At 55.6% G+C, this 21378-nt stretch carries 19 protein-coding genes; 10 read left to right on the top strand and 9 right to left on the bottom strand.

Annotated elements, in window-relative coordinates; all coding sequences use genetic code 11:
• Window positions 1-117 precede the first annotated feature (117 nt).
• Window positions 118-1176, top strand: a complete 1059-nt coding sequence (locus tag IEY52_RS00450) for a family 10 glycosylhydrolase (protein ID WP_188998171.1) — start codon at window positions 118-120, stop codon at window positions 1174-1176.
• Between the two features lie 37 nt (window positions 1177-1213).
• Window positions 1214-1519, top strand: a complete 306-nt coding sequence (locus tag IEY52_RS00445) for a Rieske (2Fe-2S) protein (RefSeq protein ID WP_188998168.1) — start codon at window positions 1214-1216, stop codon at window positions 1517-1519.
• 324 nt (window positions 1520-1843) lie between these two features.
• On the opposite strand, the gene IEY52_RS00440 is transcribed toward IEY52_RS00445, so the two are convergent.
• Both IEY52_RS00440 and IEY52_RS00435 read right to left on the bottom strand, forming a co-directional pair.
• Window positions 1844-3598: a DEAD/DEAH box helicase gene (locus IEY52_RS00440; protein WP_188998166.1), complete on the bottom strand. Its 1755-nt coding sequence runs from the start codon at window positions 3596-3598 to the stop codon at window positions 1844-1846.
• A gap of 118 nt (window positions 3599-3716) precedes the next feature.
• The gene (locus IEY52_RS00435; RefSeq protein ID WP_188998163.1) at window positions 3717-4055 is read right to left on the bottom strand and encodes a winged helix-turn-helix transcriptional regulator; all 339 of its coding nucleotides are present in this window, start codon (window positions 4053-4055) and stop codon (window positions 3717-3719) included.
• A gap of 75 nt (window positions 4056-4130) precedes the next feature.
• Here IEY52_RS00435 and IEY52_RS00430 point away from each other — a divergent pair, with 75 nt between their 5' ends.
• Window positions 4131-4757 carry a nitroreductase family protein gene (locus tag IEY52_RS00430; RefSeq protein WP_188998161.1) on the top strand — a complete coding sequence of 209 codons (627 nt, stop codon included), beginning with the start codon at window positions 4131-4133 and terminating at the stop codon, window positions 4755-4757.
• A gap of 82 nt (window positions 4758-4839) precedes the next feature.
• On the opposite strand, the gene IEY52_RS00425 is transcribed toward IEY52_RS00430, so the two are convergent.
• Window positions 4840-5724: a metal ABC transporter substrate-binding protein gene (locus tag IEY52_RS00425; RefSeq protein WP_188998159.1), complete on the bottom strand. Its 885-nt coding sequence runs from the start codon at window positions 5722-5724 to the stop codon at window positions 4840-4842.
• 108 nt (window positions 5725-5832) lie between these two features.
• Window positions 5833-6639, bottom strand: a complete 807-nt coding sequence (locus tag IEY52_RS00420; protein ID WP_229684587.1) for a S1 family peptidase — start codon at window positions 6637-6639, stop codon at window positions 5833-5835.
• Between the two features lie 388 nt (window positions 6640-7027).
• On the opposite strand from IEY52_RS00420, the gene IEY52_RS00415 reads away from it, so the two are divergent.
• Window positions 7028-7591 (top strand): hypothetical protein, encoded by a 564-nt coding sequence (locus tag IEY52_RS00415; RefSeq protein ID WP_188998155.1) that lies wholly within the window; start codon window positions 7028-7030, stop codon window positions 7589-7591.
• Between the two features lie 91 nt (window positions 7592-7682).
• On the opposite strand, the gene IEY52_RS00410 is transcribed toward IEY52_RS00415, so the two are convergent.
• The 4 genes from IEY52_RS00410 to IEY52_RS00395 form a co-directional block, all read right to left on the bottom strand.
• Window positions 7683-8156 carry an SRPBCC family protein gene (locus IEY52_RS00410; protein WP_188998153.1) on the bottom strand — a complete coding sequence of 158 codons (474 nt, stop codon included), beginning with the start codon at window positions 8154-8156 and terminating at the stop codon, window positions 7683-7685.
• A 268-nt stretch (window positions 8157-8424) separates the two neighbouring features.
• Complete coding sequence (sucD, locus tag IEY52_RS00405) at window positions 8425-9330, bottom strand: succinate--CoA ligase subunit alpha (protein WP_188998150.1); 906 nt, start codon at window positions 9328-9330, stop codon at window positions 8425-8427.
• A complete protein-coding gene (gene sucC / locus IEY52_RS00400; protein ID WP_188998147.1) occupies window positions 9327-10472 on the bottom strand; it encodes an ADP-forming succinate--CoA ligase subunit beta in 1146 nt (381 codons plus the stop codon). Before sucC ends, sucD begins: the two co-directional genes overlap by 4 nt.
• Before the next feature lie 553 nt (window positions 10473-11025).
• Window positions 11026-12357, bottom strand: a complete 1332-nt coding sequence (locus IEY52_RS00395) for a VWA domain-containing protein (RefSeq protein ID WP_188998144.1) — start codon at window positions 12355-12357, stop codon at window positions 11026-11028.
• A 225-nt stretch (window positions 12358-12582) separates the two neighbouring features.
• Between IEY52_RS00395 and IEY52_RS00390 the strand changes: the two genes are divergently transcribed.
• Window positions 12583-14637, top strand: a complete 2055-nt coding sequence (locus tag IEY52_RS00390) for an ABC-F family ATP-binding cassette domain-containing protein (RefSeq protein WP_188998141.1) — start codon at window positions 12583-12585, stop codon at window positions 14635-14637.
• A gap of 155 nt (window positions 14638-14792) precedes the next feature.
• The gene (locus IEY52_RS00385) at window positions 14793-15077 is read left to right on the top strand and encodes a hypothetical protein (RefSeq protein ID WP_188998138.1); all 285 of its coding nucleotides are present in this window, start codon (window positions 14793-14795) and stop codon (window positions 15075-15077) included.
• Here the strand turns inward: IEY52_RS00385 and IEY52_RS00380 are convergent.
• Window positions 15052-15477 carry a secondary thiamine-phosphate synthase enzyme YjbQ gene (locus IEY52_RS00380; protein ID WP_188999524.1) on the bottom strand — a complete coding sequence of 142 codons (426 nt, stop codon included), beginning with the start codon at window positions 15475-15477 and terminating at the stop codon, window positions 15052-15054. The genes IEY52_RS00385 and IEY52_RS00380 overlap by 26 nt on opposite strands.
• Window positions 15478-15586: 109 nt before the next feature.
• Here IEY52_RS00380 and IEY52_RS00375 point away from each other — a divergent pair, with 109 nt between their 5' ends.
• From IEY52_RS00375 to aceE, 4 genes are all read left to right on the top strand, one after another.
• Window positions 15587-16264, top strand: coding sequence for a MerR family transcriptional regulator (locus IEY52_RS00375; protein ID WP_188998135.1), 678 nt, complete (start codon window positions 15587-15589; stop codon window positions 16262-16264).
• Window positions 16265-16328: 64 nt separating this feature from the next.
• Window positions 16329-17564 carry a vWA domain-containing protein gene (locus IEY52_RS00370; protein ID WP_188998132.1) on the top strand — a complete coding sequence of 412 codons (1236 nt, stop codon included), beginning with the start codon at window positions 16329-16331 and terminating at the stop codon, window positions 17562-17564.
• Window positions 17565-17826: 262 nt separating this feature from the next.
• Window positions 17827-18267 (top strand): hypothetical protein, encoded by a 441-nt coding sequence (locus IEY52_RS00365; RefSeq protein WP_373289816.1) that lies wholly within the window; start codon window positions 17827-17829, stop codon window positions 18265-18267.
• A 325-nt stretch (window positions 18268-18592) separates the two neighbouring features.
• Window positions 18593-21301 (top strand): pyruvate dehydrogenase (acetyl-transferring), homodimeric type, encoded by a 2709-nt coding sequence (gene aceE / locus IEY52_RS00360; protein WP_188998128.1) that lies wholly within the window; start codon window positions 18593-18595, stop codon window positions 21299-21301.
• The last annotated feature ends 77 nt before the right edge of the window (window positions 21302-21378 follow it).

Raw genomic sequence — 21378 nt, 5'->3', positions numbered from 1 at the left:
AACAGAGTTTCTCCCTTTCCTCCACCCCGGGGCGGCAAACCCGGGGGTTTTTCTTTTTTATGGATTTCTTTACCCAGATGTCACCCCACATCAGTGAAACCCTGCTAAGGTTTAAGCATGAAATTCTGGCGTTATGTGTTGCTGGTGGCCTGCACCTTCACTTCCCTTGCATCTGCACAGGACCCCACCCAGGGGGGCGTGCTCGACCCTGAAACCCCCGAGAACATCACCATCCCTGACCTGCCTGCAGCCAACGTGCGGCATGGCATCATGGGGGTATGGGTGCGTCCCAACCCCAAACAGGATGCTGCTGCCCTGATGGATTCGCTCAAAAAAGAAGGCTTCACCGATGTGTTTGTGGAGGCTTTCTACCACGGCATGACCATTTACCCCTCCGCTGTGGCCCCCATGCGCCCCGAGCTCACAGGTCGCGACCTCCTCAATGAATATGTGGAAGCTGCGTCCATCTCTGGTCTGCGGCTTCATGCCTGGATGGAAGTGTTTTACTGGGCGCCCCCCAAAAAATACGGGGTCAGTGGTGGCCTGCTGGAAGAGCACCCCGAATGGGAAACCCTGAACGCTTCAGGGGTGCCCAGCAGTGAAACGGGGCTGCACATGGGTTTTGCCGACCCTGCCCTCTACGATGTGCGCCAGACCGTGTACAAACTCACCACCGAACTGGCAGAGAATTATCCCGAGGTGGGCCTGCACCTGGATTACCTGAGGTACCCCTCCAAGGATGACTTTGGCTACAACCCAGTGGTGGTAGAGACCTTCCAGAAGCAGACCGGCACCAGAGCCAGCGTCACCAACATGAAATGGTATGCCTTCAGGCAGGATGTGCTGGCCCAGGTGGCCTCTGGCATGAGCCGCGCTTACCACCAGGCCGGAGGTCAGGGTCTGGTGACGGCAGCAGTGAACGCCTACTATCCCCTCTACAAACCCGAGACGCAGCAGGTCTGGACCAAATGGCAGGGCGTGGATGTGTTCATTCCGATGGCCTACAGCACCAACCTCACCGCCCTGAAAGTGCTGGGATACACCCTGCGCAACCGCAGCAAGAAACCCATCTGGATGGGTTTGCAGGTGGGACCGGGATACCCTGATCTCGGCAAGCAAATCAACACCCTCAAGCCCCAGGGGTTCAGCAATTACGTGGTGTTTGGACGCAGGTGACAGCATTTCTGGCCTGGAACGTGTTACTTTGAACACCATGCGAGTTTTGGTTGGAAAAGCAAGCGATTTTGAAGAAGGCACCCAGAAAAGTGTGCGCATGGGTCGCCAGAGTGTGCTGGTGGTCAAACACCAGCACCAGTTCTATGCCCTCAGAAACGTCTGCACCCACGAGAGTGTGCCTTTAGAAGGAGGCAGGCTGGAAGATGGCCAGATCACCTGTGAATCCCACGGTGCGCGTTTCGAACTGGCCACCGGCAAGGCCACCAAAATGCCTGCCGTGAAAGCGGTCAGGCTGTACAAAGCCGTGCTGGATGGAGAAGACCTTTACGTGGAAGAGCTGTAAGAGCAACCTGTAAGAGCAGCAAAGCAAACATCAATCACCAACTCGGGGCAACCCGAGTTTTTTGTTGTTCTGAATGGACAACTAAAGCTGTTCCAGCAATCTGGAAAGCACATTCCAGCCAATGGCAAATGCAACCACCAGTGAGATCAGAAAGCCTGCAATCTGGAGCCTGTCTTTCTCTTTGTGATGCAACATGATGGATCCTCCAGAACAGCCTACGAGGGCAGGTGCATGAAAGTTCCCTGAGATTTTGAAAGTGCTGTGCTCACAAAAAAGCCCCTGGAATTTCCAGGGGCTTTGGGGTTTCAATTGAGGCTTTAAGGCTCAGTAACGCTTGCGGTTCTGGTAGGGGCGTCTGTTGCCGCCGCTGCCTTCGCGGTTGCCAGCGTACACACCTTCACGGGAGCCGCCTCTGTCGTTGCTCCCACTGTTGCGGTCGTTGTTGCCACGGTAGCCGCCACGGTCTCCGCCTTCACGGTTGCCACGGTAGCCACCGCCACCCTGACGGGGACCCCGGTCGTCGCGCTGGGGGGGTTCCATCAATTCGGGCAGTTCCAGGGTTTTCACGACCTGGACTTTTTCTTCCAGGGGGCTCATGTTCAGAAGTTCTTCCACGCGGTCCACGGGAATGTCTGCCACTGCACCCTGCTCGAACAGGCGCACTTTGCCAAGGGCACGGGACTCGATGTTGAGGCCACGGGCGATCAATGCAACGGCTCTGGGAACGGTCATTCTGGGGGCGCGCAGGGTCACGGTCACGAAGTCTTCTTCGCCGCTCAGCAAGCTGACGCTGCGGGGCACTTCGGTGACTCCAGCAATGCGGGCCAGTGCTTTTGCAAGGGCTTCAATGCCCAGTTCGCTGAAGAGTTCTTCTGCTTGCTGGGTGAACATGCCAGAGATTTCATCGGGCACGTTTTTGATCATGTTGGCCACATTGCGCATGTTGGAAGCGTTGACTTCAGAAGGGGTGGGGGCTTCGATTTTCTCGAAGCGGGCACCGGTGGCGTTTTCCAGCTGGCGGATGGCGTACTGCTCTTTGGGAGCGTACATCACGATGGCCACACCACTGCGTCCGGCACGGCCCGTGCGGCCAGAGCGGTGCACATAGGATTCGTGGTCCTGGGGCACATGGTACTGCACCACAACGTCCACTTCGGGGATGTCCAGACCACGGGCGGCCACATCGGTGGCGACCAGCACGCGGGTGCGACCACTGCGGAAAGCAGCCAGGGCGCGTTCACGCTGGGCCTGGGCCAGGTCGCCGTGCAGACCTTCGGCTTCGATGCCGCGTCCGATCAGCTCAAGGGCCAGTTCATCGGCTTCGCGCTTGGTGCGGGTGAAGACAATGGCACGCTCGGGGTTGTAAACGCTGAGCAGGTCCACCAGAATCTTGGTGCGACTGCGGCCCACTTTGACAGCCAGGTGGGTGACAGTCTGGGAAGCCTTGGAGGTGTTCTCACCGATCAGGTCCACGGTCACGGGGCTGCGCATGTAGGCTTTGGCCAGACGGATCACGGAAGGGGTGAGGGTGGCGCTGAACAGCAGGGTCTGGCGCTCTTCGGGGGTGTGGCGCAGGATGGTTTCCACGGCTTCTGCAAAGCCCACGTTCAGCATTTCGTCTGCTTCATCGAGGACTGCGAATTGCACATCGTCGAGCACCAGGGTTTTGCGGTCCAGGTGGTCGATGATGCGTCCAGGAGTGCCCACCACAATGTCCACGCCTCGGGAGAGGGCTTTTTCCTGCAGCACGTAGCTGCTGCCACCATAGATGGTGGTGATGGAAAGGTGGGGTGCGCTCTGGTTGAATTCCTCGGCGATTTGTTTGGCCAGTTCGCGGGTGGGTGCCAGAACCAGGGCTCTGGGTGCGCGGCCATAGTCTCTGCTGGGGGCCAGCCCTTCGATGATGGGCAGTGCAAAGGCCAGGGTTTTTCCTGTGCCAGTGCGTGCACGTCCGATCACATCCTTGCCGTTCAGCGTGTGAGGAAGACTTTCAGATTGAATGGGGCTGGGGGTGATGATGCCGCGAGCGGCGAGACGTGCTACAACCTCGGCCTGGAGGTCGAAATCGGAAAACTGCATTAAGTTGTATCCTTTCTTGGGTAAGTGTTTCCCCAAGAAAGCAAATGAATCAAGGGACGGTCTTACCCACTGCTCGACAGTGTAACTGCGTCTGCGTTACATCTTCGAGCCAACCGTTCTATCTTATACCATCGGCCTTGGCTTTGCAAGTGGACAGGTGACTTCTGGCCCACTCATCGATGGCGGTGACCACGCCCTGCAGCTCCACACCGGCAGGGGTGAGGCTGTAACTGGACCTCGGGGGCATGGTGGAGATCACTTCTTTGTGGACCAATCCCAGTCCTTCCAGGCTTTCCAGTCGGTGGGTCAGGGTGGCAGGATTGCAGCCCCCTACGCTTCTGGAGAGTTCGTTGAAGCCACTTGGACCTTGCAGCAGGGTGCGGATGATGTGAAGCGTCCACTTCTCCTGCAAGATCTGGATGGCGTGGTGTACGGGGCAAAAACCATCTTCACTCATACACCAAGTATAGCGCACTTTTTCGAATGCAATATAAGTCACATAACAATTTAAAAAGTATAGTAGTTTAGATTCATGAGCGATTTACAGAACACCCTCACCAGAACCCTCCCTGTTAAAGAAGCCATCGAGAGCCGCAGCAGCATTCGCCAGTTTGAGCCCTCCATGCCAAAAGAAGACCTGCTGGAAATCCTGCGCCTGGCCAGCCTGGCTCCCAGCGCTTTCAATGCTCAGCCTGCCCGTTTTGTGGTGGTGGAAAACCCTGAAACCAAAGGGAAACTTCAGGCCGCTGCTTATGGTCAAAAACAGGTCACTTCTGCCCCTTACACCATCGTGGTCTACAGCGACATGGAAGACGTGCTGGCCACTGCTGAAGAAACCTCCCACCCTGCTTTTGGAGACGAAGGCAAAACCCGCCAGCGCCAGACCTTTGAAGGGGCTTTTGGGGGCCAGAGCGTGGAAAACCGTGCTGCCTGGGCCAACGCACAGGCCAACATCGTGCTGGGATACCTGTTGATTGCCACCCGCAGTCTGGGCTACGACAGCGTGCCCATGCTGGGCTTTGAACCCAACAAAGTGAAAGAACTGCTGGGCCTGCCTGCCCACGTGCAGATCGCTGCCCTGCTCCCCGTGGGCAAAGCAGCTGAACAGGGCAAATCCCACCACCGCCACAGCGTGGATCGCATCACCCGCTTCGCCTGATCTCACTGCATCTGATTCAGTCTTCTGACCAAAACAAAAAGAACCTCCATCTGGAGGTTCTTTTTGTTTTGGTCAGAAGCGTTCAGTTCAGGGCTCTCAGCAGGGTGTCCCGGTTGTAGCGCATCATGCCGTAGTAATCGTTGCTCAGCTTGCTGCCTTCTGGGTCCAGCACGAACAGTTTTGCACCTGCGCTTTCTGCTATGGTGCGGGCTGCAGTTTCAGGCAATTGGGGCTCTGCAAAGACAGCTTTGACTTTTTGTTTTCGGATCAGCTTGACCACATCTGTGACATAGCGGGCGCTGGGTTCCTTGCCTGGAAAAGGCTCAATGGCTGCAGCCACTTTCAGGCCATAAGCACGTGCAAAATACTGAAAAGCCCCGTGGAACGTCACGATGTTCTGGCCCATGACCGGTTTCAGGGTGGATTTCAGTTCTGCATGGAGTTTCAGCAGTTTCTGGTTTTCAAGTTTTGCCCTTTGCAGGTAATAGGCTTTGTTGCCAGGGTCGGCTCTGGCCAGTTCTGCACCTGCACGGGTGGCGGCCAGAGCCATCAGGCTGGCATCCAGAAAGATGTGGGGATCGGTGCCGGAATGGCCATGTTCATCGTGTGCGGCTTTGGTTTCTGCAGCATGTTCTGCAGCCAGGATGGGCTTGAATTTCAGCACCTCACCAAACTCAATCAGTGGGGCACGGGTTCCGCTGTTTTTCACCACGTTGATCAACCATTCGTCCAGGCCCAGACCGTTCATGAAGACCAGTTTTGCCTGAGAAAGGGTTTTGACATCTGCAGGGGTGGGTTCAAAGGTTTCTGGGCTTGCTCCCACCGGAACCAGACGGGTCACACTGGCTTTGTCGCCAGCAATGTTCTTGATGATGCTGTAGTAGGGCTGGATGGTGACCACCACGCTCATTCTGGCATGTGCACCTGAAGTGGCGAGGGCAAAAAGCAGCAAGAAGGCCTGTTTCATACTGATTAATGATACTCGATTATCAAATCGCCGGATGAGAGATTTCACAGCGAAAACCCCCGGCCAGAGCCGGAGGTTGCAAGAGGGTGAAGTCAGGATGGATTGTTCTTACTGTGCAGAGACCCCAGAAACACTCTTGATCCAGGAAACGTATTTGCCCACGCGGGTGTAAACGCCCTCCCCACGGCATTCTTCAGGACCGTAGCTGACGATGCCCAGAATGTAGAAACGGCCGTTGTAGCTGCGGGCCAGAGGACCACCACTGTCCCCGTTGCAGGAATCCTTGCCCTGGTAGTAAGGTCCACAGATGGTGTTGGCAGGTGTGCCACCACAGGGTGTGCCACTGGGGGTGATGGGAATGGTGACCTCGCGCAACTGGCTGGAAGAAGAGCCATATTCGGTGATGCCCCATCCAGAAACCGTAGCCATCTGATTGGCCTGCACCAGGGTGGAATCCAATGTGCTGCTGGGAATGGCTCCGGGTGCAGCGTAAGGGTGAGTCACGTTGGCAGAGAGTTTCAGCAAAGCAATGTCGTACCCGTAAGTGGCATCGTAATAGCTGGGGTGGATGTAGATGTTTGAAACACTGACGGTCTGGCCTTCACTGGAGTTGGACATGTTGTACAGTCCAGCCCGGATCTTGATGCCAGAAGCACTGAAGCCCTTGACGCAGTGGGCGGCGGTCATCACCCAGTTGCTGGCAATCAGGCTGCCTCCGCACCAGTTGCTGGTCAGGTAATTTGCGCGCTGCACGGCCACCATGTAAGGACGGCTGCCCACTGCACTGACTGTGCCATACACAATCTGGGGAGACACTTCAGCAGTGTTGTTGCTCTGGGGGGTTTCCACAGAACTGCAAGCGGTCAGGGCAACAGAGGCAAAAGCGAGGGCCATGAGTGAACGAAGTCTGGTCACAACATTTCTCCTTTGGCAGCATCCTGCAAGGGATCTGCACATGAATTTTTGAGTGAGTGCAATCTAACATGTTGTATACACTTTGCATACCCAGGGGAAATCCCTGATTCATCACACCTTGCTGTCCGAGTCCGCTCTTCAGTCCGTCTGGAAGGCAGAGCAACATCAACATTTGGATTGGATTGGAAAAACCTTAATCAAAATTCAAAGCCAGCTAAAATGAAGGTAAACAACCGTCTAATGGTTGATCAGCCAGAATCAGGCAGACTGAAGCCAAGAGGTTTTGATCTGCCAGATGAGCACGGACGAAACCAGAATTGCTTTTTGATCATGGTGTTGTTCGTTTGACCGTCTGTGGCCACTTCTCAGACTTCCCTGGAGGATTCACATGAAAAAATGGCTTTTACCCGCCCTTGGTACCCTGACCCTGTCTGCATGCACCATTTCTTTCGTTTTTGGACTGACCACCAACCCCACCATCAAGACCGAGTACCGGTTGGCCAACGGCCAGTATGTTGGCTGTGACGACATCACACCCAAAGGTGGAGGCGAAACCCTGCACATGACCCAGGTCCGTGTGAACTTCTCCACCAACGCTGACCTGCAAAAAGTCACGGTGAGGCTGGATGGTGAACAAACCAATGGCCGGGACAATGATTTTGTTCAGACCTTCAACAAGGCTGACATTGATGCAGTGGGCAACAACTTCTCTGTGGTTTTTGAAGCAGACACTGCAGGGGACAGATTGCTCCCCACTGAAGTGAACAAAGAAGCCATCGTGGTAAAGGCGAAAATCAAAGTCGTGACTGCAACAGGAAAACTGCCCGGTGGATTCCGTGCAGTGGTCACAGCCACTTCCACCGATGGAGTGACTGCCACCCGTGTGAGCACACAGGTGATTCCGGTGTACCAAAACTGCACTGTGACCGAAGTGACTGCTGACAGCATTTGATCTTCTGAGAAAACAGCAATCTGCAGTGCAGCACGTGTCTTGTACTGCAGATTGCTGTTTTCAAACTGTTCAAACTGTTCAAGTTTTGCGTTCAATGGGCAGGTTTGGTGGTGGTTCCAGAGGCTGCTTCTTTGACAGGCGACAGACCACCTTCCAGCAGTTTGACCAGCAACTCCATCTGCCTGAGGGTGCCTTTGGTCAGAGGATCTCTTCTGGAGCGCTGCATCATCAGGGCAAAAGGTGTGCCTGTGAGGTTCAGGTCTTGCTGAAAGACCAGTTCCTCACCCTGTTGACGCAAATCCCGTTTGATGATCAGCTCAATGCCTTTGGTGATGGGAATGGCCAGCACCAGGCTTTCCAGCATCTCGCATTTGATGACCGTAAACGTTTTCAAAGAACCATCTTTGTAGCTGAGGGTTCCCGTAACCCCCTGTCTGAAAGTGCCCGACAGTTCTGCAGAAGCCAGTTCGCTGTCCCAGGTGGGCCAGTTCTTGGGGTTGGTCCAGAGTTGCCAGAGGGCCTGTCTGGAGGCCCGGGTCTGTGCTTCAAAAGTGCAGATGTGCATGGTGTTTTCCTCCCCGGTTGGAATGGCTGCTGCTCAGATGCTTCAGTGTAGGACGGGTTTTCTTTCCAGAACATCACAGAAGGGCTGTCATTTCTGGGACAGAATGCACGAAACCACAGAAAACGCAAAATGCAGCAAGACAGAGGGACCATGCAATAAAGTGGTGGCTTGCTTTTAATGTACTCTGAAAATGCTGTTTATGCAAAAACAACACGGAAGCCATGGTCTAGACCATGGCTTCCGTTAGCGTTTCTGATTGTCTGTCTGTTTATTTGCTGAGCACTTGCTTGACCAGATCAATGATCTGGGGCATGGTGTCTGCCACGGGTACGTTGGCTGCAGCAAAGGCGGCCAGTTTGGACTCGGGGGTGCCCACGTTGCCCATGATGATGGCTCCAGCGTGACCCATGCGTTTGCCTTTGGGTGCACTGCGACCGCTGATGAAAGCCACCACGGGCTTCTTCATGTGGTTCTGGATGTACTCTGCAGCGGCTTCTTCGTCGGCACCACCGATCTCACCGATCACCACAATGGCGTCGGTCTCGGGATCGGCCTCGAACAGGGGCAGCACGTCAGCGAAGGTGGTCCCGATGATGGGGTCCCCACCGATGCCCACGGTGGTGCTGGTGCCCAGACCGGCATCACCGAGCAGTTTGGCTGCTTCGTAGGTGAGGGTGCCGGAACGGGAGATCAGACCAATGCGGCCTTTCTGGCTGTAGATCTTGTTGGGCATGATGCCAATTTTGGCTTCGCCACTGGAGACCAGACCGGGGCAGTTGCCACCGATCAGGCGGATGCCTTTGCCACCTTCGGCAAGGCTGGCAGCATTGAGCTGCTTGACTTCCTGCACAGCACGCATCATGTCGATGGTGGGCACACCCTCGGTGATCAAAACGATCAGGGGCACGCCAGCGTGGGCAGATTCCAGCACAGCATCAGCGGCACCAGCGGGGGGCACGAAGATGATGGAGCAGTCGATCTGATGACCGGCCTGTGCATCGCGCACACTGTTGTACACGGGCAGACCTTCATGGGTCAGGCCGCCCTTGCCGGGGGTCACACCAGCAACCACTTTGGTGCCGAATTCACGCATGGCTTTGGTGTGGTTGGCCCCTTCGCGGCCAGTCATGCCCACCACAAGCACCTGGGTGTCTTTGTCAATCAGGATACTCATTTGTTGGCCTCCTGGGCGGCAGATTCTGCAGCCTGGAACATGTCGGGGTACATCTGGATCAGGTCGCTGTTGACTTCGGCAAGGAGGGCCTTGGCTTCTTCTTCAGCGGTGCCAGCAATGCGCATGCGCACGGGCTTGGTCAGGATGCCGTCTTTCAGGGCCTGAATCACGCCTTTGGCCACTTCGTCTGCGCGGGTGATGCCCCCGAAGATGTTGATGAAGATGGCTTTCACGTCGGTGTCTTTGGAGACCAGTTTGATGGCGTTGTAAACGATGTCGGCGCGGGCACCACCACCGATGTCCAGGAAGTTGGCGGGTTTGGCTCCGGCGCGGTTCACCACGTCCAGGGAGGTCATCACGATGCCTGCACCGTTTCCGAGCACGCCCACATTGCCATCGAGTTTCACGTAAGCAAAACCGTAGTTGCTGGCTTCAATTTCCAGGGGGTGTTCGGCTTCAAGTTCGCGCCAGTCGGCGAGGTCCTTGTGGCGGTACATGGCGTTGTCGTCCACGTCGAACTTGGTGTCCAGGGCCAGAGGAATTCCGTCTTCACCCACGAACAGGGGGTTGATTTCCACCAGGTTGGCGTCCAGCTCAAAAGCAGCCTTGCTCATCTTGACCATCATGTCGGCCAGTTTGTTGAGGTTGCCTTCAAAGCCTGCCTTGAGGGCAATTTCACGGGCTTCATAGGGACGCAGGCCAGCAACAGGGTCCACACGGTGCTTGATGATGGCATCGGGCTTCTCGACAGCGAGTTCCTCGATTTCCATGCCACCCTCGGCGCAGGCCATCAGGGTGTAGGATTGCACATTGCGGTCCACAATCATGCCCACGTAGTATTCTTTGCCCTTGTCGATGTCCACAGCTTTGGTGACCAGCACTTTTTTCACTGTCAGGCCCTTGATGTCCATGCCGAGAATTTTCTGGCCATTCTCAAAAGCCTTGTCAGGGGTGGGGCTGAACTTGACGCCCCCGGCCTTGCCACGTCCGCCGACGTGAACCTGGGCCTTCACGACCACAGACTGGCCGTATTCCTGAGCAATCTGACGAACTTCGTCGGGCGTGTAGGCGACTTTGCCGTCCTGCACGTTGACGCCGAAACGCCGCAGCAGTTCTTTACCTTGGTATTCGTGGAGTTTCAAAACGTTCCTCCTCTGGGTGTGTACCCTAGTGCGCTTGTTCCTCTTGGGAGTATACCGCGAAAACTTAACCCCGGTTAACCACGTTACTCTGGACGTGACAGACAGCATGTATACCTTCAAGCCACACGTCACTCTGGCTGTCACTGCATCAGGACAACAACGACAGTGGTGTACCCATAGACTTCACCGTTTATTTGCACAGGTGAACTGCAGGTAAACCACTGGAAATTCTGGGTGTTTTGTCCCTATTATCCTTGCAAAATCTTGAGTTTCGGGAACCTCAGGTCTGTGGGGTTTGATGTTGTCAGAAATTTTTGCGGATGATCGCAGGGGCGAGGCGTGCCTCGCCCAACCGGAAGAAATCTCATTGACCTGTGACTGAAAAACATGGTTTCTGAGGCAATAAGGGCAATAAGAGAGAAAACAAGCAGGGTGAGTCAGGCTGTCTGTTGTTCAACAGGAAATGCGAAAGGGCGAGGCACGCTGTCTTGTGCAAAACGAGAATCCGCATGTTGGATTCTCTGCACGCCTCGCCCCTACAGAACCAGATGGTTTACCTCAAAATCCCTTTTTCTTTTGCTGCCCTCAGCCACATGGGGAGTTCTCCCAGCATGCGCTCGAAAAGCTCCTCATCGGAAATGCGCCGAAGGTCATCCACAGAGAAGAAATTGGCATTGTCCACCACCCGTCCGGGCAGGGTGTCCAGTGCCTCCAGCACCCCATAATTGCTCCCTGCCACACCAATGAACTGCCAGAAAATGGGGAGGTGGGAAGCGTCTTTCAGGATGCGGGTGATCTCCTCGGTTTTGTAGATGCCTCCATCAGTGATAAAAACCACCAGCACAGGCTGGGTGGAATTTCGGTGCCGGTCCACCAGGGTGCGCATGATCGGCGGCTCATTGTTGCCCACCCCCAGACCCTTGAAGATCTGCAGGAAAGCCCCTTTCACATTGTTTTTCACGTAATTGTTCACGCTGTCCAGGGTGACATCCGGGGTTTGCTTGTGGTTGTCGGAGTAAAACCAGGTTTCCAGCGCTCCATCATCGTCCAGACGCATGGCCACCACGCCCACCCGGTCCACAACAGCCTGCACGGTGCCGTTCTGGTAACTGCTGGTCATGCTCCCCGAAGCGTCCATCACCATCACCACCTTGGCGACCACATCGGCAATCTGCTTTTTCTCCAGAATCACATTGACTTTTTTGACCAGACTGACCAGACCAGGGGCTTTTTCCTGGACTTTTTTCTCCAGCACCACGCCTTTGTTCAGGTTGACTGCTGATTTCTGGGGCTCAGGTCTGGGAGGGATGGGATCTTCTGCAGGTGTGGGTGGTGTAGGAGCAGGAGTGGTAGCAGGGGCATCTGATTCGGTGCCTCCGTAATTTTTCAACAGGGCACTGAGACCCCCGGCAAAACCCTGGCCCAGGGCCAGCAAACGCCAGACATCCTTCAAATAGATTTCGGCCACAACGATGGCTTTTTCCTGCCCAAAAGAGCTGCCAGAGAAACTGAAGCGGGCTTTTTCCTGCCCTGACTCCAGAATGCGGAAATGCCCGTTCTGGGTCTGGGACATCACGCCATTGCCGTCTATGGTGATGGCAAACACCAGTTTTTTGATGCTGGCAGGCAGGCGTGAGAGATCCACCTGAAACTGTTCCAGGTCTGGGCCTTGCGGCCCAAGCAATTTCAGGGCACCCTCTGGAGAGCTTTTCTGGTTGAAGAACACGAAATAACGGTCATCGGAAAGCTGGTCGTTCTGGTCCACGCCAAAGCAGGACACATCGAAGACCATGCCAGCCCCCTGAATGCCAATGCCCACTGTCAGGTTCAGATTTGCCGTGATTTGAGGCAACGGAAGGCGTTGCCCCTGAGTGAGTTGCGTCATGAATTCCCCCTTATGTGTGCTATTACGCGACCAGTGGCACTGGCGTTGCCTGGGGTGCATGATCTGGCAGATGGGGCGAATCCTGATTGGGCTTTAATTTGAACCATGCAGATTCAAATCTTCACCCTTTGGTGGGCCATTCAGCCTCTGGCCTGACCCCATCCGCCAAACAGGTTAAGCCAACTGCAGGGCGAGACTTTCCGGCGGCTCGGATACCATGAAGGCATGAGAACGCTGCTTCAGCTTACAGATCTGCATTTTGAAACCGAACGGAAGCTGCTGTTCGACATACCAGCACTCAGTGTGGCTTACGGAGACAAGATCGCCCTGATGGGTCTGAATGGCTCTGGCAAGACCACGCTGTTCCAGTTGCTCACCCGCCACATCAAACCCCAGAGCGGCATTTTGTGGCAACCCGATGATTTGAAAATCACTTACCTGCAGCAAAACCCCATCCTGCCCGAACACCTCACCGTCATGGAAGCTGTCCGGGCTTTCAATCCGCATGTGCAAAAAGAACAGCAATTGCGAAATCTGGAAACCCGGCTCAGTGAGCATCCAGAGCTTCTGGACCAGTGGGATGAGTTGCATCAGCAATACGAGCGGGAAGGCGGCTACACTTACGAGCACCGCGCCAAAAGCATCCTGTTCGTGCTGGATCTGGGAGACAGACTGGACCAGCTTTTGCACACCCTCTCAGGCGGAGAGAAAACCCGTTTTGCGCTGGCCCTGGCTTTGCTGGACACCGGAGATCTGCTGCTGCTGGATGAACCCACCAACCACCTGGACATCCGCATGCGGGAATGGCTGGAAAGCCGCATCAAACGCAGCAAACAGGCGGTGATTGTGGTTTCGCATGACCGGGCTTTGCTGGATCAGGTGGCCCAGAAAAGCTGGTACATCGACCAGCAGACCGTGCAGGTGTATCCGGGGGGGTACACCAAAGCCCGACTGGAACGGGCCATCCAGCGCAAAACCCTGCAACGTCTGCATCAGCAGACCCTGCAGGAGAAACTGCGCCTCACCGAAGTGGCAGACCAGCAGAGCGTGTGGGGATCAAAACCCCGTCCTGTTCGCAGTCGCGTGGAGCACATCACCGAAGTAGAAGCACCCCAGAAGCAGAAAGAACTGCAGATGTTTTTCAGCGCGGGAGATGCCCGCGCTCCCATGCTGCTGTGGGGACGCAACCTGACCATGCGTTACGGAGACCGGGAAGTGATCCGGCATGCCGACCTGAAGGTGCGCAAGGGAGACCGCATCATGCTGGTGGCCCCCAACGGAACAGGCAAAACCACCCTGATGGAAATGTTGCTGGGAAAACGCTACTCCACCGATCCCCAGGCCGAGGTGCGCTACTCCACCACCCGGTTCAATTACCTGGACCAGGAGCACCACGGTCTGCTGGAAGAGGAAACCCTCAGAGAGCAATTCATGCAGGTCTACCCGGAACGCACTGCGCGCACGCTGCTGGGTCAGTACGGACTGGGCTGGGCCTGGGAGAAAACCCCTCTGGAACTGTCAGGTGGAGAACGGGTGCGTGCAGGTCTGGCCCTGATTGCACACTCCAGAGCAGATTTGCTGTTTCTGGATGAACCCACCAACCACCTGGACATCGAAACGCTGGAATCGCTGGAACGGGCCTTAAACAGTTTTCAGGGGGCCTGCATCATCGTGACCCACGACCGGGCGTTTGCCAGAAATGTGGGCACCCGCTTCTGGACCATCGAAGAAGGGGTTTTGAAGGAATACAGCAGCCTGACGCGCACAGAGCCTCTGGATCCTTTCCGGGAACTGGCCGGGGATCCACCTCCTCCACCTCCTCCACCCACCCTCAGTGAACGCATCAACAGGATGGAAGACCGCATGCAGGAGATTGCAAAAGCCCTCCTCACCGAACTGTCCCAGCGTGAAGAGGGGAGACTGCGTTCAGAAAGGCACCACCTGCAGCAGATGCTGTTTGAGCTGTACGCAGAGAAACACCTGCAGCCCAATTATGATTTTCTGGTTCGGGATTCAGGCCTGAAAATCGCCTCAGACCGACATGAGACAGGCATCACTTTTACAGCCCTCAATGCCCCGGAGTGTCCAGCTTTGATTTACCAGGAAGGGCAATTGACTTTCACTTCTGATGGTGCAGAAATCTGGTTCAGGCGCAGTCTGGTGCGGGCTGCGCTGGTTTTGTTGTTTGAAAAGTACCGCGAGGTGCGGGTGAAATTGCCAGAGGGGCAGGAATACACCCGCAAGGATTATTTGCAGGACAATTATCTGGGGAGATCATGAAGCGAATAAGACACAAACTGGGCATTCACAAAGGTGGAAGGGGGCATTTTGGAATTGTTGAACTGGAAGCAGAGCTTCTCCCACAGCAAATTGAAGTCACCGGCGATCTTTCCATACCAGAGGATTGGCCCCAGGACTGGATCTGGAGCATTGACTTGGAATGGGCAAGGTCTGCTTTTGCAGGAGCAGATTTCGCTGCTCAGAACCTGGTGGATCGGGGTATGATTCATGGCTGCAGGGTTTGTGTGAAGGTGATAGAGGGTCATGTTTTTCATACCAACACAGAAGATTTCTGGTGTGCTGCAGCCATGGCTGTGTTTAAAGCCTTTTTGCCAGAAGATAAACTTCCTGCTTATCGCTGGGAGAACAACCTGTGGCATTTTGTTTTCCCGGATCAGACCTGGAATCAGGGTTTTACTTCCCCTGCCCGAAAGCTGTAACCACCAGCCGTCTGGACCCTCCCCGGTCCCGGTGCTCCCCAAGGTAGATGCCCTGCCAGGTGCCCAGAGCCAGTTTGCCGTTCTGGATGGGAATGCTCAGACTGGCCCCCAGCTGGCTGCTCTTGATGTGGGCAGCCATGTCGTCTGGACCTTCATAGTTGTGTTCAAAGTAAGAAGTTTCGTCTGGCACAGCCTGATTGAAATACCGCTCGAAGTCGCGCCGCACGTCTGGAGAGGCGTTTTCGTTGATGGTGAGGCTGGCAGAGGTGTGTTGAATGAAGACACTGAGCATGCCCACCTGAATCTGGCTGATTTCTGGGAGGGCTTGCAGGACTTCTTTTGTGATCAGGTGGAAGCCCCGATTTCTGGCAGGCAGGGTGAGGTTGGTCTGAAACCACAACATGCTTCCGAGTATACGCCCGGTCTGAAACGTTGGCATGCAACGTTGACAGCTTAAGCTGAAAGCACTATCTTGACAATCCAAGCTGTTAGAGTGACAATGAAAACACATGGTGAACCTGCAAGCCTACCACAGTGACAGCTGGAACCTGGATGCTTTTGCAGAACGGGTCAACAGGCTTCTGCCTGAATTCCTGCCAGCTGACAAAATGAATTCCCGCATGCAGGATACGGTGAACCCCAGGCTCATTCGCCACTACACCACCCTGGGACTGCTGGACAGCCCGGACCGCGAGGGCCGTGAAGCCCGCTACACCTACCGCCATCTCTTACAGCTTCTGTTGTTAAGGAAGATGCTGGCGGCGGGTTTTGCCACTGGCATCATCGCCCCCATCACCCAGGAGAAAACCCTGGAAGAGCTGGAAGATTTGCTGCTGGGAGAACGTGTTGCTGAAAAGCACCCCATGGACTTTTTCCGCAAAAGGGCAGTTCAGGCAGAAGAAAGCCGGATGGAGAAAGAAGAAGCCGCGCCACCTCTGGCAGCTTCTGTGCCTCCTTCCATGCCAGCTCCGATGGCTGCACCTGCTCCAGCAGCACCCGCATTCCCGGATTTTCTGCAATATGGAGATGCCAGAGAGCGCAAGAAAGCCCGTAAAGCCGAGACCTACACCCGGGTGCCCATCTCTGAAGGCGTGGAGTTGCACCTCACCGAGGATTTCGAGCCCATCAAGAACCCCACATTGCTGCAAAAAATCCTCAAGAAAATTCAGCAGGCGTTAGAAGACTGAGCCTTTCATCCCCCAGAACCCCCTGATGGGAGGTGTGGGTGCCTTATTCCCAAAAGGAGATTTTATGCTGAAACTGGAGATCCTCCCCATCAAAACCGCACTGCCCGAAAACACCCCCATCACCCTGGATGTGGTGGTCAAACTCACCCCACCCGAGCAAATCCAGAACAACAAACGTTCACAGCTCAATGTTTCTCTGGTGCTGGACCGCAGCGGCAGCATGACCGGAAAAGGCATCGAGTACGCCAAAAAAGCCGCCACCGAATGCCTGAACCACTTTCAGGACGGAGACCGCGCCTCTGTGGTGATCTTCGATGACAAAATCGATGTGCTTTGCCCCAGCACGCTGATTTCCAGACCCAGCAGGGTGCAACTGCAACAGCGCATCCGCACCGTGACAGCCAGAGGCAGCACCGATCTGCACGGTGGATGGTTCAAAGGCGGCTTTCTGGTCAGCGAGCATTACCAGAAAAGCCTGCTCAACCGGGTGATGCTGCTCTCTGACGGACAGGCCAATGTGGGGATCACAGACCGCAAACAGATCAACCAGGAGGTGCTGGAACTCTCCGAACACGGGGTCAGCACCAGCACCTTCGGCATGGGAGACGACTATGACGAGGACCTGCTGATGGGCATGGCCGATGCAGGCGGTGGCAACTATCATTATGTCAGCAACCCCGAAATGCTCCCTGCCATCTTTGAAGAGGAACTCAAGGGCCTGGAAAGCACTTTTGCCAGACGGGTCAGCCTGGGCATCACGGTGCATTCCGGTGTGACTTTGGACGATGTGCTGAACCGCTATGCCACGGTGAACACCGGCAGGTACAGGCTGCCCAACCTCAGGTACGGTCAGGCTTCCGAATCTGCACTGCGCTTCAGAATTCCAGAACTCCCTGCAGGCCAGAGTGAAGTTCCCCTCATGACCGCCCGTGTGGCCTTTGATAGAGGAGAAGAAAGGGTGGTGGTCAAACAGACCCTCAGCCTGAAAGTCGTTCCTGTGCAGCAATACGATGCCCTGCCTGAAAACATGGCGGTTAAAGAATACGTCACCTTGCTGGAAGTCACCCTGAAACAGGAAGAAACTGTGGTCGCAGTGGCCGCAGGTGAACAGGAATTTGATGCCCCGGCTTTTATGCGTTATAGCGAAGCATTGGCCTCGCTCCCCGCTTCCCCAAGGGTCCAGGAGCAGATGGATTCCCTGAATGTTCTGGCAGAGCAGATGAAAAAAGGCGACCTGCAGAAAGCCCGCAAGGAAAGCACGTACAGGTCTTTTGCCCGCCGGAAGAACCAGAACAAGTAAAGCTGAGACCAGAAAATGCTATGGCTGATGCAAAGACTGGGAAGAGGGCGCAGCACGCTGCGCCCCTACAGTGTTCTTATGACATTAAGCATGATTCAGCAATGGTTTTCTGGAAGCTCCTGGCTTCGGTTCCTGTGCAAAAGGGCGAGGTATGCCTGCCCCTACATTCCCCCTGATATTTTGAATGAGTGCAGCAGTGGCTTTCTGAAGCCCTCGGCATCCTCTCCTGCATTTCAGGGATTCCTTTGCTATACTACCTAGCGTGACTGAAGAACTCATGACTGGTCGTTTTCACGGCGCCGCAGGATATGACGTGCGCTGTGCCCTGGACGGTGACTTTATCAAAGGTCGCGTCGGCGGGAAACTCGCAGGTAAAAGCTTTAACTTGGAGATCACAGAAACAGGCGTGCAGGGAACTGCCGCTGGATTGAACGTCGAAGTTCATCTGCAAGATGGTGCCCTGGTGGGCAGCATCGGTGATCAGGAACTCACCCTGCGCGGTGTGGATCGGGTGACCGGTCGCCTCGGTGGCCCCATTGTGGGCTGGGACGTGGCTGCGCAGCAGAACGGACACAAACTGGTGGGACGCCTCGGTGGAACCGTGATCGGCAAAGATTTCGAGTTCAACCTTGGAGAAGCCCCCGGCTGGATTGGTGTGCTGGTTGCACTGGTGTCCTTCTACGTTTTTGAGCAGGTTGCCTGAGGGGCTTACAGCTCCTCTTTTTCATGAAATGTCGGGTTTTCCGGCATTTTTTTGTTTGATGGGGAAGGCACAGCAAGGTTGCACCACCATTGGGCACCGTCACAAAAGCAACATCTTGACCCTCAGCACAGAGGGTACACTGTGAACTGTTGACTTCCCAGACGCATACAAGCACACACCGTCTAGCCATCATGCCCGATCAAAAATTAGATCTAAGATTTAGCTCTATGCAGCTGGGGGTCTGGGCGGTTAAAGTAGATTTGTCTCAGAAGTGGTTTACTTGCCCACAAAGTACACCACTAGCAAAGAAAGGGGTCAATGCATCATGGCAGATGTCACCAACACGCGGGCTGCCCTACCTGTTGAACAGCTCGCAAAACTCAACTCCGTGGAGTTGCAGGAATGGCTGGACTCGCTGGCATACGTGCTGGCAAGCGCTGGCAATGAACGTGCCCAGGAAATCCTGGAAGAACTGAAGCAGTATGCCTACTTTCACGGCGTGAACATTCACCACAAACAGAACACGCCTTACATCAACACCATTCCCGCGCACCGCGAACCCGAGTTCCCCGGTGACATGGAGATGGAACGCCGCATCATGAACATCAACCGCTGGAACAGCGTGGCGATGGTGATCCGTGCAAACAAGAAGAGCGACGGGATCGGGGGGCACCTCTCCACCTACGCCTCTGCTGCCGAGCTGCTGGAAATCGGGTACAACCACTTCTTCCGTGGACACGGCGCAGGTGTGGACCGCGACCTGATCTTCTTCCAGGGCCACTCCAGCCCTGGCATGTACGCCCGCAGCTTCCTGGAAGGCCGCTTCAATGAGAAGCAACTGGACCTCTTCCGCCGTGAACTGCAGGACGAGCCCGGACTGTCCAGCTATCCCCACCCCTGGCTGATGCCCGAGTACTGGGAGTTCCCCACCGTGAGCATGGGTCTGGGTCCCATCCAGGCCATTTATCAGGCCCGTTTCATGAAGTACCTGGAAAACCGGGGCATGAAAGACAAAGGCAACGGCAAAGTCTGGGCGTTCCTCGGAGACGGGGAAATGGACGAACCCCAATCCATCGGGGCCATCCGTTTCGCTGCCTACGAAAACCTGGACAACCTGGTGTTCGTGCTGAACGCCAACCTGCAGCGTCTGGACGGACCTGTGCGCGCCAACTCCAAGGTCATTCAGGAGTTTGAAGCCCTGTTCCGTGGTGCAGGCTGGAACGTCATCAAGGTGGTCTGGGACAGCAACTGGGACAGACTCATCCAGAAAGACAAATCTGGAGCGCTCATTCACCGCTTTGAAAATCTGGTGGACGGGGAATCCCAGCGTTACGCTGCCTTCGGGGGCAAGGAGTTGCGTGAAAACTTCTTCAACACCCCTGAACTGAAAGCCCTGATTGAGGGCTGGAGCGACGCGGATCTGGAGAAACTGAACCGCGGCGGTCACGACATGAAAAAGGTCTATGCCGCTTACAAATCTGCCACCGAGCACAAGGGCAGACCGTCGATCATCATTGCCCGCACCATCAAGGGTTATGGTCTGGGGGACAGCGCACAGGCCAGAAACGTGGCCCACCAGGTCAAGAAACTCGACACCAAGAGCCTGATTGGCCTGCGGGACTTCCTGGGTCTGCCCCTCACCGATGAGCAGGCAGAGCACCTCGAATACTACAACCCCGGCCCGGACAGCCCTGAAGTCAAGTACGCTCTGGAGCGCCGCAAAGCGCTGGGTGGTCTGATTCCCCGCCGTGAAGTGAAAGCTGCACCCCTCAACACCCCCGGCTTTGATTTCTTCAACGAGTTTTACGCCGGTTCCAATGGCCGTGAAGTGTCCACCACCATGGCGTTCGTGCAGGTCTTGAGCAAGCTGATCCGCGACAAGGAAGTGGGCAAGTACATCATCCCCATCATTCCTGACGAGGCCCGCACTTTTGGGATGGACGCGCTGGTGCCCAGAATCGGCATTTACAGCCCCAGAGGCCAGATGTACACCCCCGTGGACGCTGGCACCCTGATGGCCTACAAAGAATCCGCCCAGGGCCAGATGCTGGAAGAAGGCATCACCGAAGACGGAGCCATGGCCAGCTTTGTGGCTGCAGGCACCTCCTACGCCAACTTTGGTGTGCCCACCATTCCCTTCTACGTGTATTACTCCATGTTCGGCCTGCAGCGTGTGGGAGATCTGGTGTGGGCTGCCGGGGACCTGCGATGCAAAGGCTTCATGATCGGAGCCACCGCAGGCCGCACCACCCTCAACGGGGAAGGCCTGCAACACGAAGACGGCAACAGCCTGATCCAGGCCTACGTGGTGCCCAACCTGAAAGTCTACGATCCTGCCTTCGCCTATGAAATTGCAGTGATTGTGGAAGACGGTCTCAAGCGCATGTACCACGACATGGAAGACATCTTCTATTACATCACCGTGGAAAACGAGAACTACGTGCAGGCCCCCCTGCCCGAGTATGAGTCCAGAGAGAAAGTCTTTGAAGGCATCATCAAGGGCATCTACCTGTTCAAGAAGAGCGGTGCTGAGAAGGCCAAAAACCAGGCCCAGATTCTGGCCTCCGGGCCATCCATCCTGGCTGCCCAGGAAGCCCAGGAAATGCTGAAAGCCTACGACGTGGACGCGTCCATCTGGTCTGTCACCAGCTACAAGGAAATCCACCAGGACGCCCTGGACGTGCAGCGCTACAACATGCTGCACCCCACCGCAGAGCCCCGCAAATCCTATGTGGCCCAGCAACTGGAAAACGCTCCTGGCGTGATCATCAGCGTGTCTGACTATGTCAAACTCACCGCCGATGGCCTGAACGGACACCTGGACCGCAAAGTCTGGACCCTGGGTACCGACGGCTTTGGTCGCAGTGAGAGCCGCGAAGCCCTGCGTGACTTCTTTGAAGTGGATGCCAAACACATCGTGGTGCAGACCCTGTATGCCCTCTCCAAAGAAGGCAAGGTCAAGCCCGAAGTGGTCGAGAAAGCCATCAAGGATTACGGCATCAACCCTGACCGTCCCAACCCTGTGACCCGCTGAACCCCAGACCCACCCAGAGCAACTTGAAAATTCCTGGGTGGGTTCTTGCGGTACAGTGTTAAGGCAGTGCAGTATTG

The sequence above is a fragment of the Deinococcus roseus genome (assembly GCF_014646895.1).
Lineage (GTDB): Bacteria > Deinococcota > Deinococci > Deinococcales > Deinococcaceae > Deinococcus_C > Deinococcus_C roseus.
Note: the sequence above shows the minus strand (reverse complement) of the source record. Positions and strands in the feature narration are given on the sequence as shown.

Bases quoted from the DNA above. Each gene is read 5' to 3' on its own strand.
- IEY52_RS00410 (WP_188998153.1), bottom strand. From the start codon at position 8,156: ATGCACATCTGCACTTTTGAAGCACAGACCCGGGCCTCCAGACAGGCC.
- IEY52_RS00440 (WP_188998166.1), bottom strand. From the start codon at position 3,598: ATGCAGTTTTCCGATTTCGACCTCCAGGCCGAGGTTGTAGCACGTCTC.
- IEY52_RS00415 (WP_188998155.1), top strand. From the start codon at position 7,028: ATGAAAAAATGGCTTTTACCCGCCCTTGGTACCCTGACCCTGTCTGCA.
- IEY52_RS00445 (WP_188998168.1), top strand. From the start codon at position 1,214: ATGCGAGTTTTGGTTGGAAAAGCAAGCGATTTTGAAGAAGGCACCCAG.
- IEY52_RS00390 (WP_188998141.1), top strand. From the start codon at position 12,583: ATGAGAACGCTGCTTCAGCTTACAGATCTGCATTTTGAAACCGAACGG.
- IEY52_RS00425 (WP_188998159.1), bottom strand. From the start codon at position 5,724: ATGAAACAGGCCTTCTTGCTGCTTTTTGCCCTCGCCACTTCAGGTGCA.
- aceE (WP_188998128.1), top strand. From the start codon at position 18,593: ATGGCAGATGTCACCAACACGCGGGCTGCCCTACCTGTTGAACAGCTC.
- sucD (WP_188998150.1), bottom strand. From the start codon at position 9,330: ATGAGTATCCTGATTGACAAAGACACCCAGGTGCTTGTGGTGGGCATG.
- IEY52_RS00450 (WP_188998171.1), top strand. From the start codon at position 118: ATGAAATTCTGGCGTTATGTGTTGCTGGTGGCCTGCACCTTCACTTCC.
- IEY52_RS00370 (WP_188998132.1), top strand. From the start codon at position 16,329: ATGCTGAAACTGGAGATCCTCCCCATCAAAACCGCACTGCCCGAAAAC.
- IEY52_RS00430 (WP_188998161.1), top strand. From the start codon at position 4,131: ATGAGCGATTTACAGAACACCCTCACCAGAACCCTCCCTGTTAAAGAA.
- IEY52_RS00395 (WP_188998144.1), bottom strand. From the start codon at position 12,357: ATGACGCAACTCACTCAGGGGCAACGCCTTCCGTTGCCTCAAATCACG.
- IEY52_RS00435 (WP_188998163.1), bottom strand. From the start codon at position 4,055: ATGAGTGAAGATGGTTTTTGCCCCGTACACCACGCCATCCAGATCTTG.
- IEY52_RS00375 (WP_188998135.1), top strand. From the start codon at position 15,587: ATGGTGAACCTGCAAGCCTACCACAGTGACAGCTGGAACCTGGATGCT.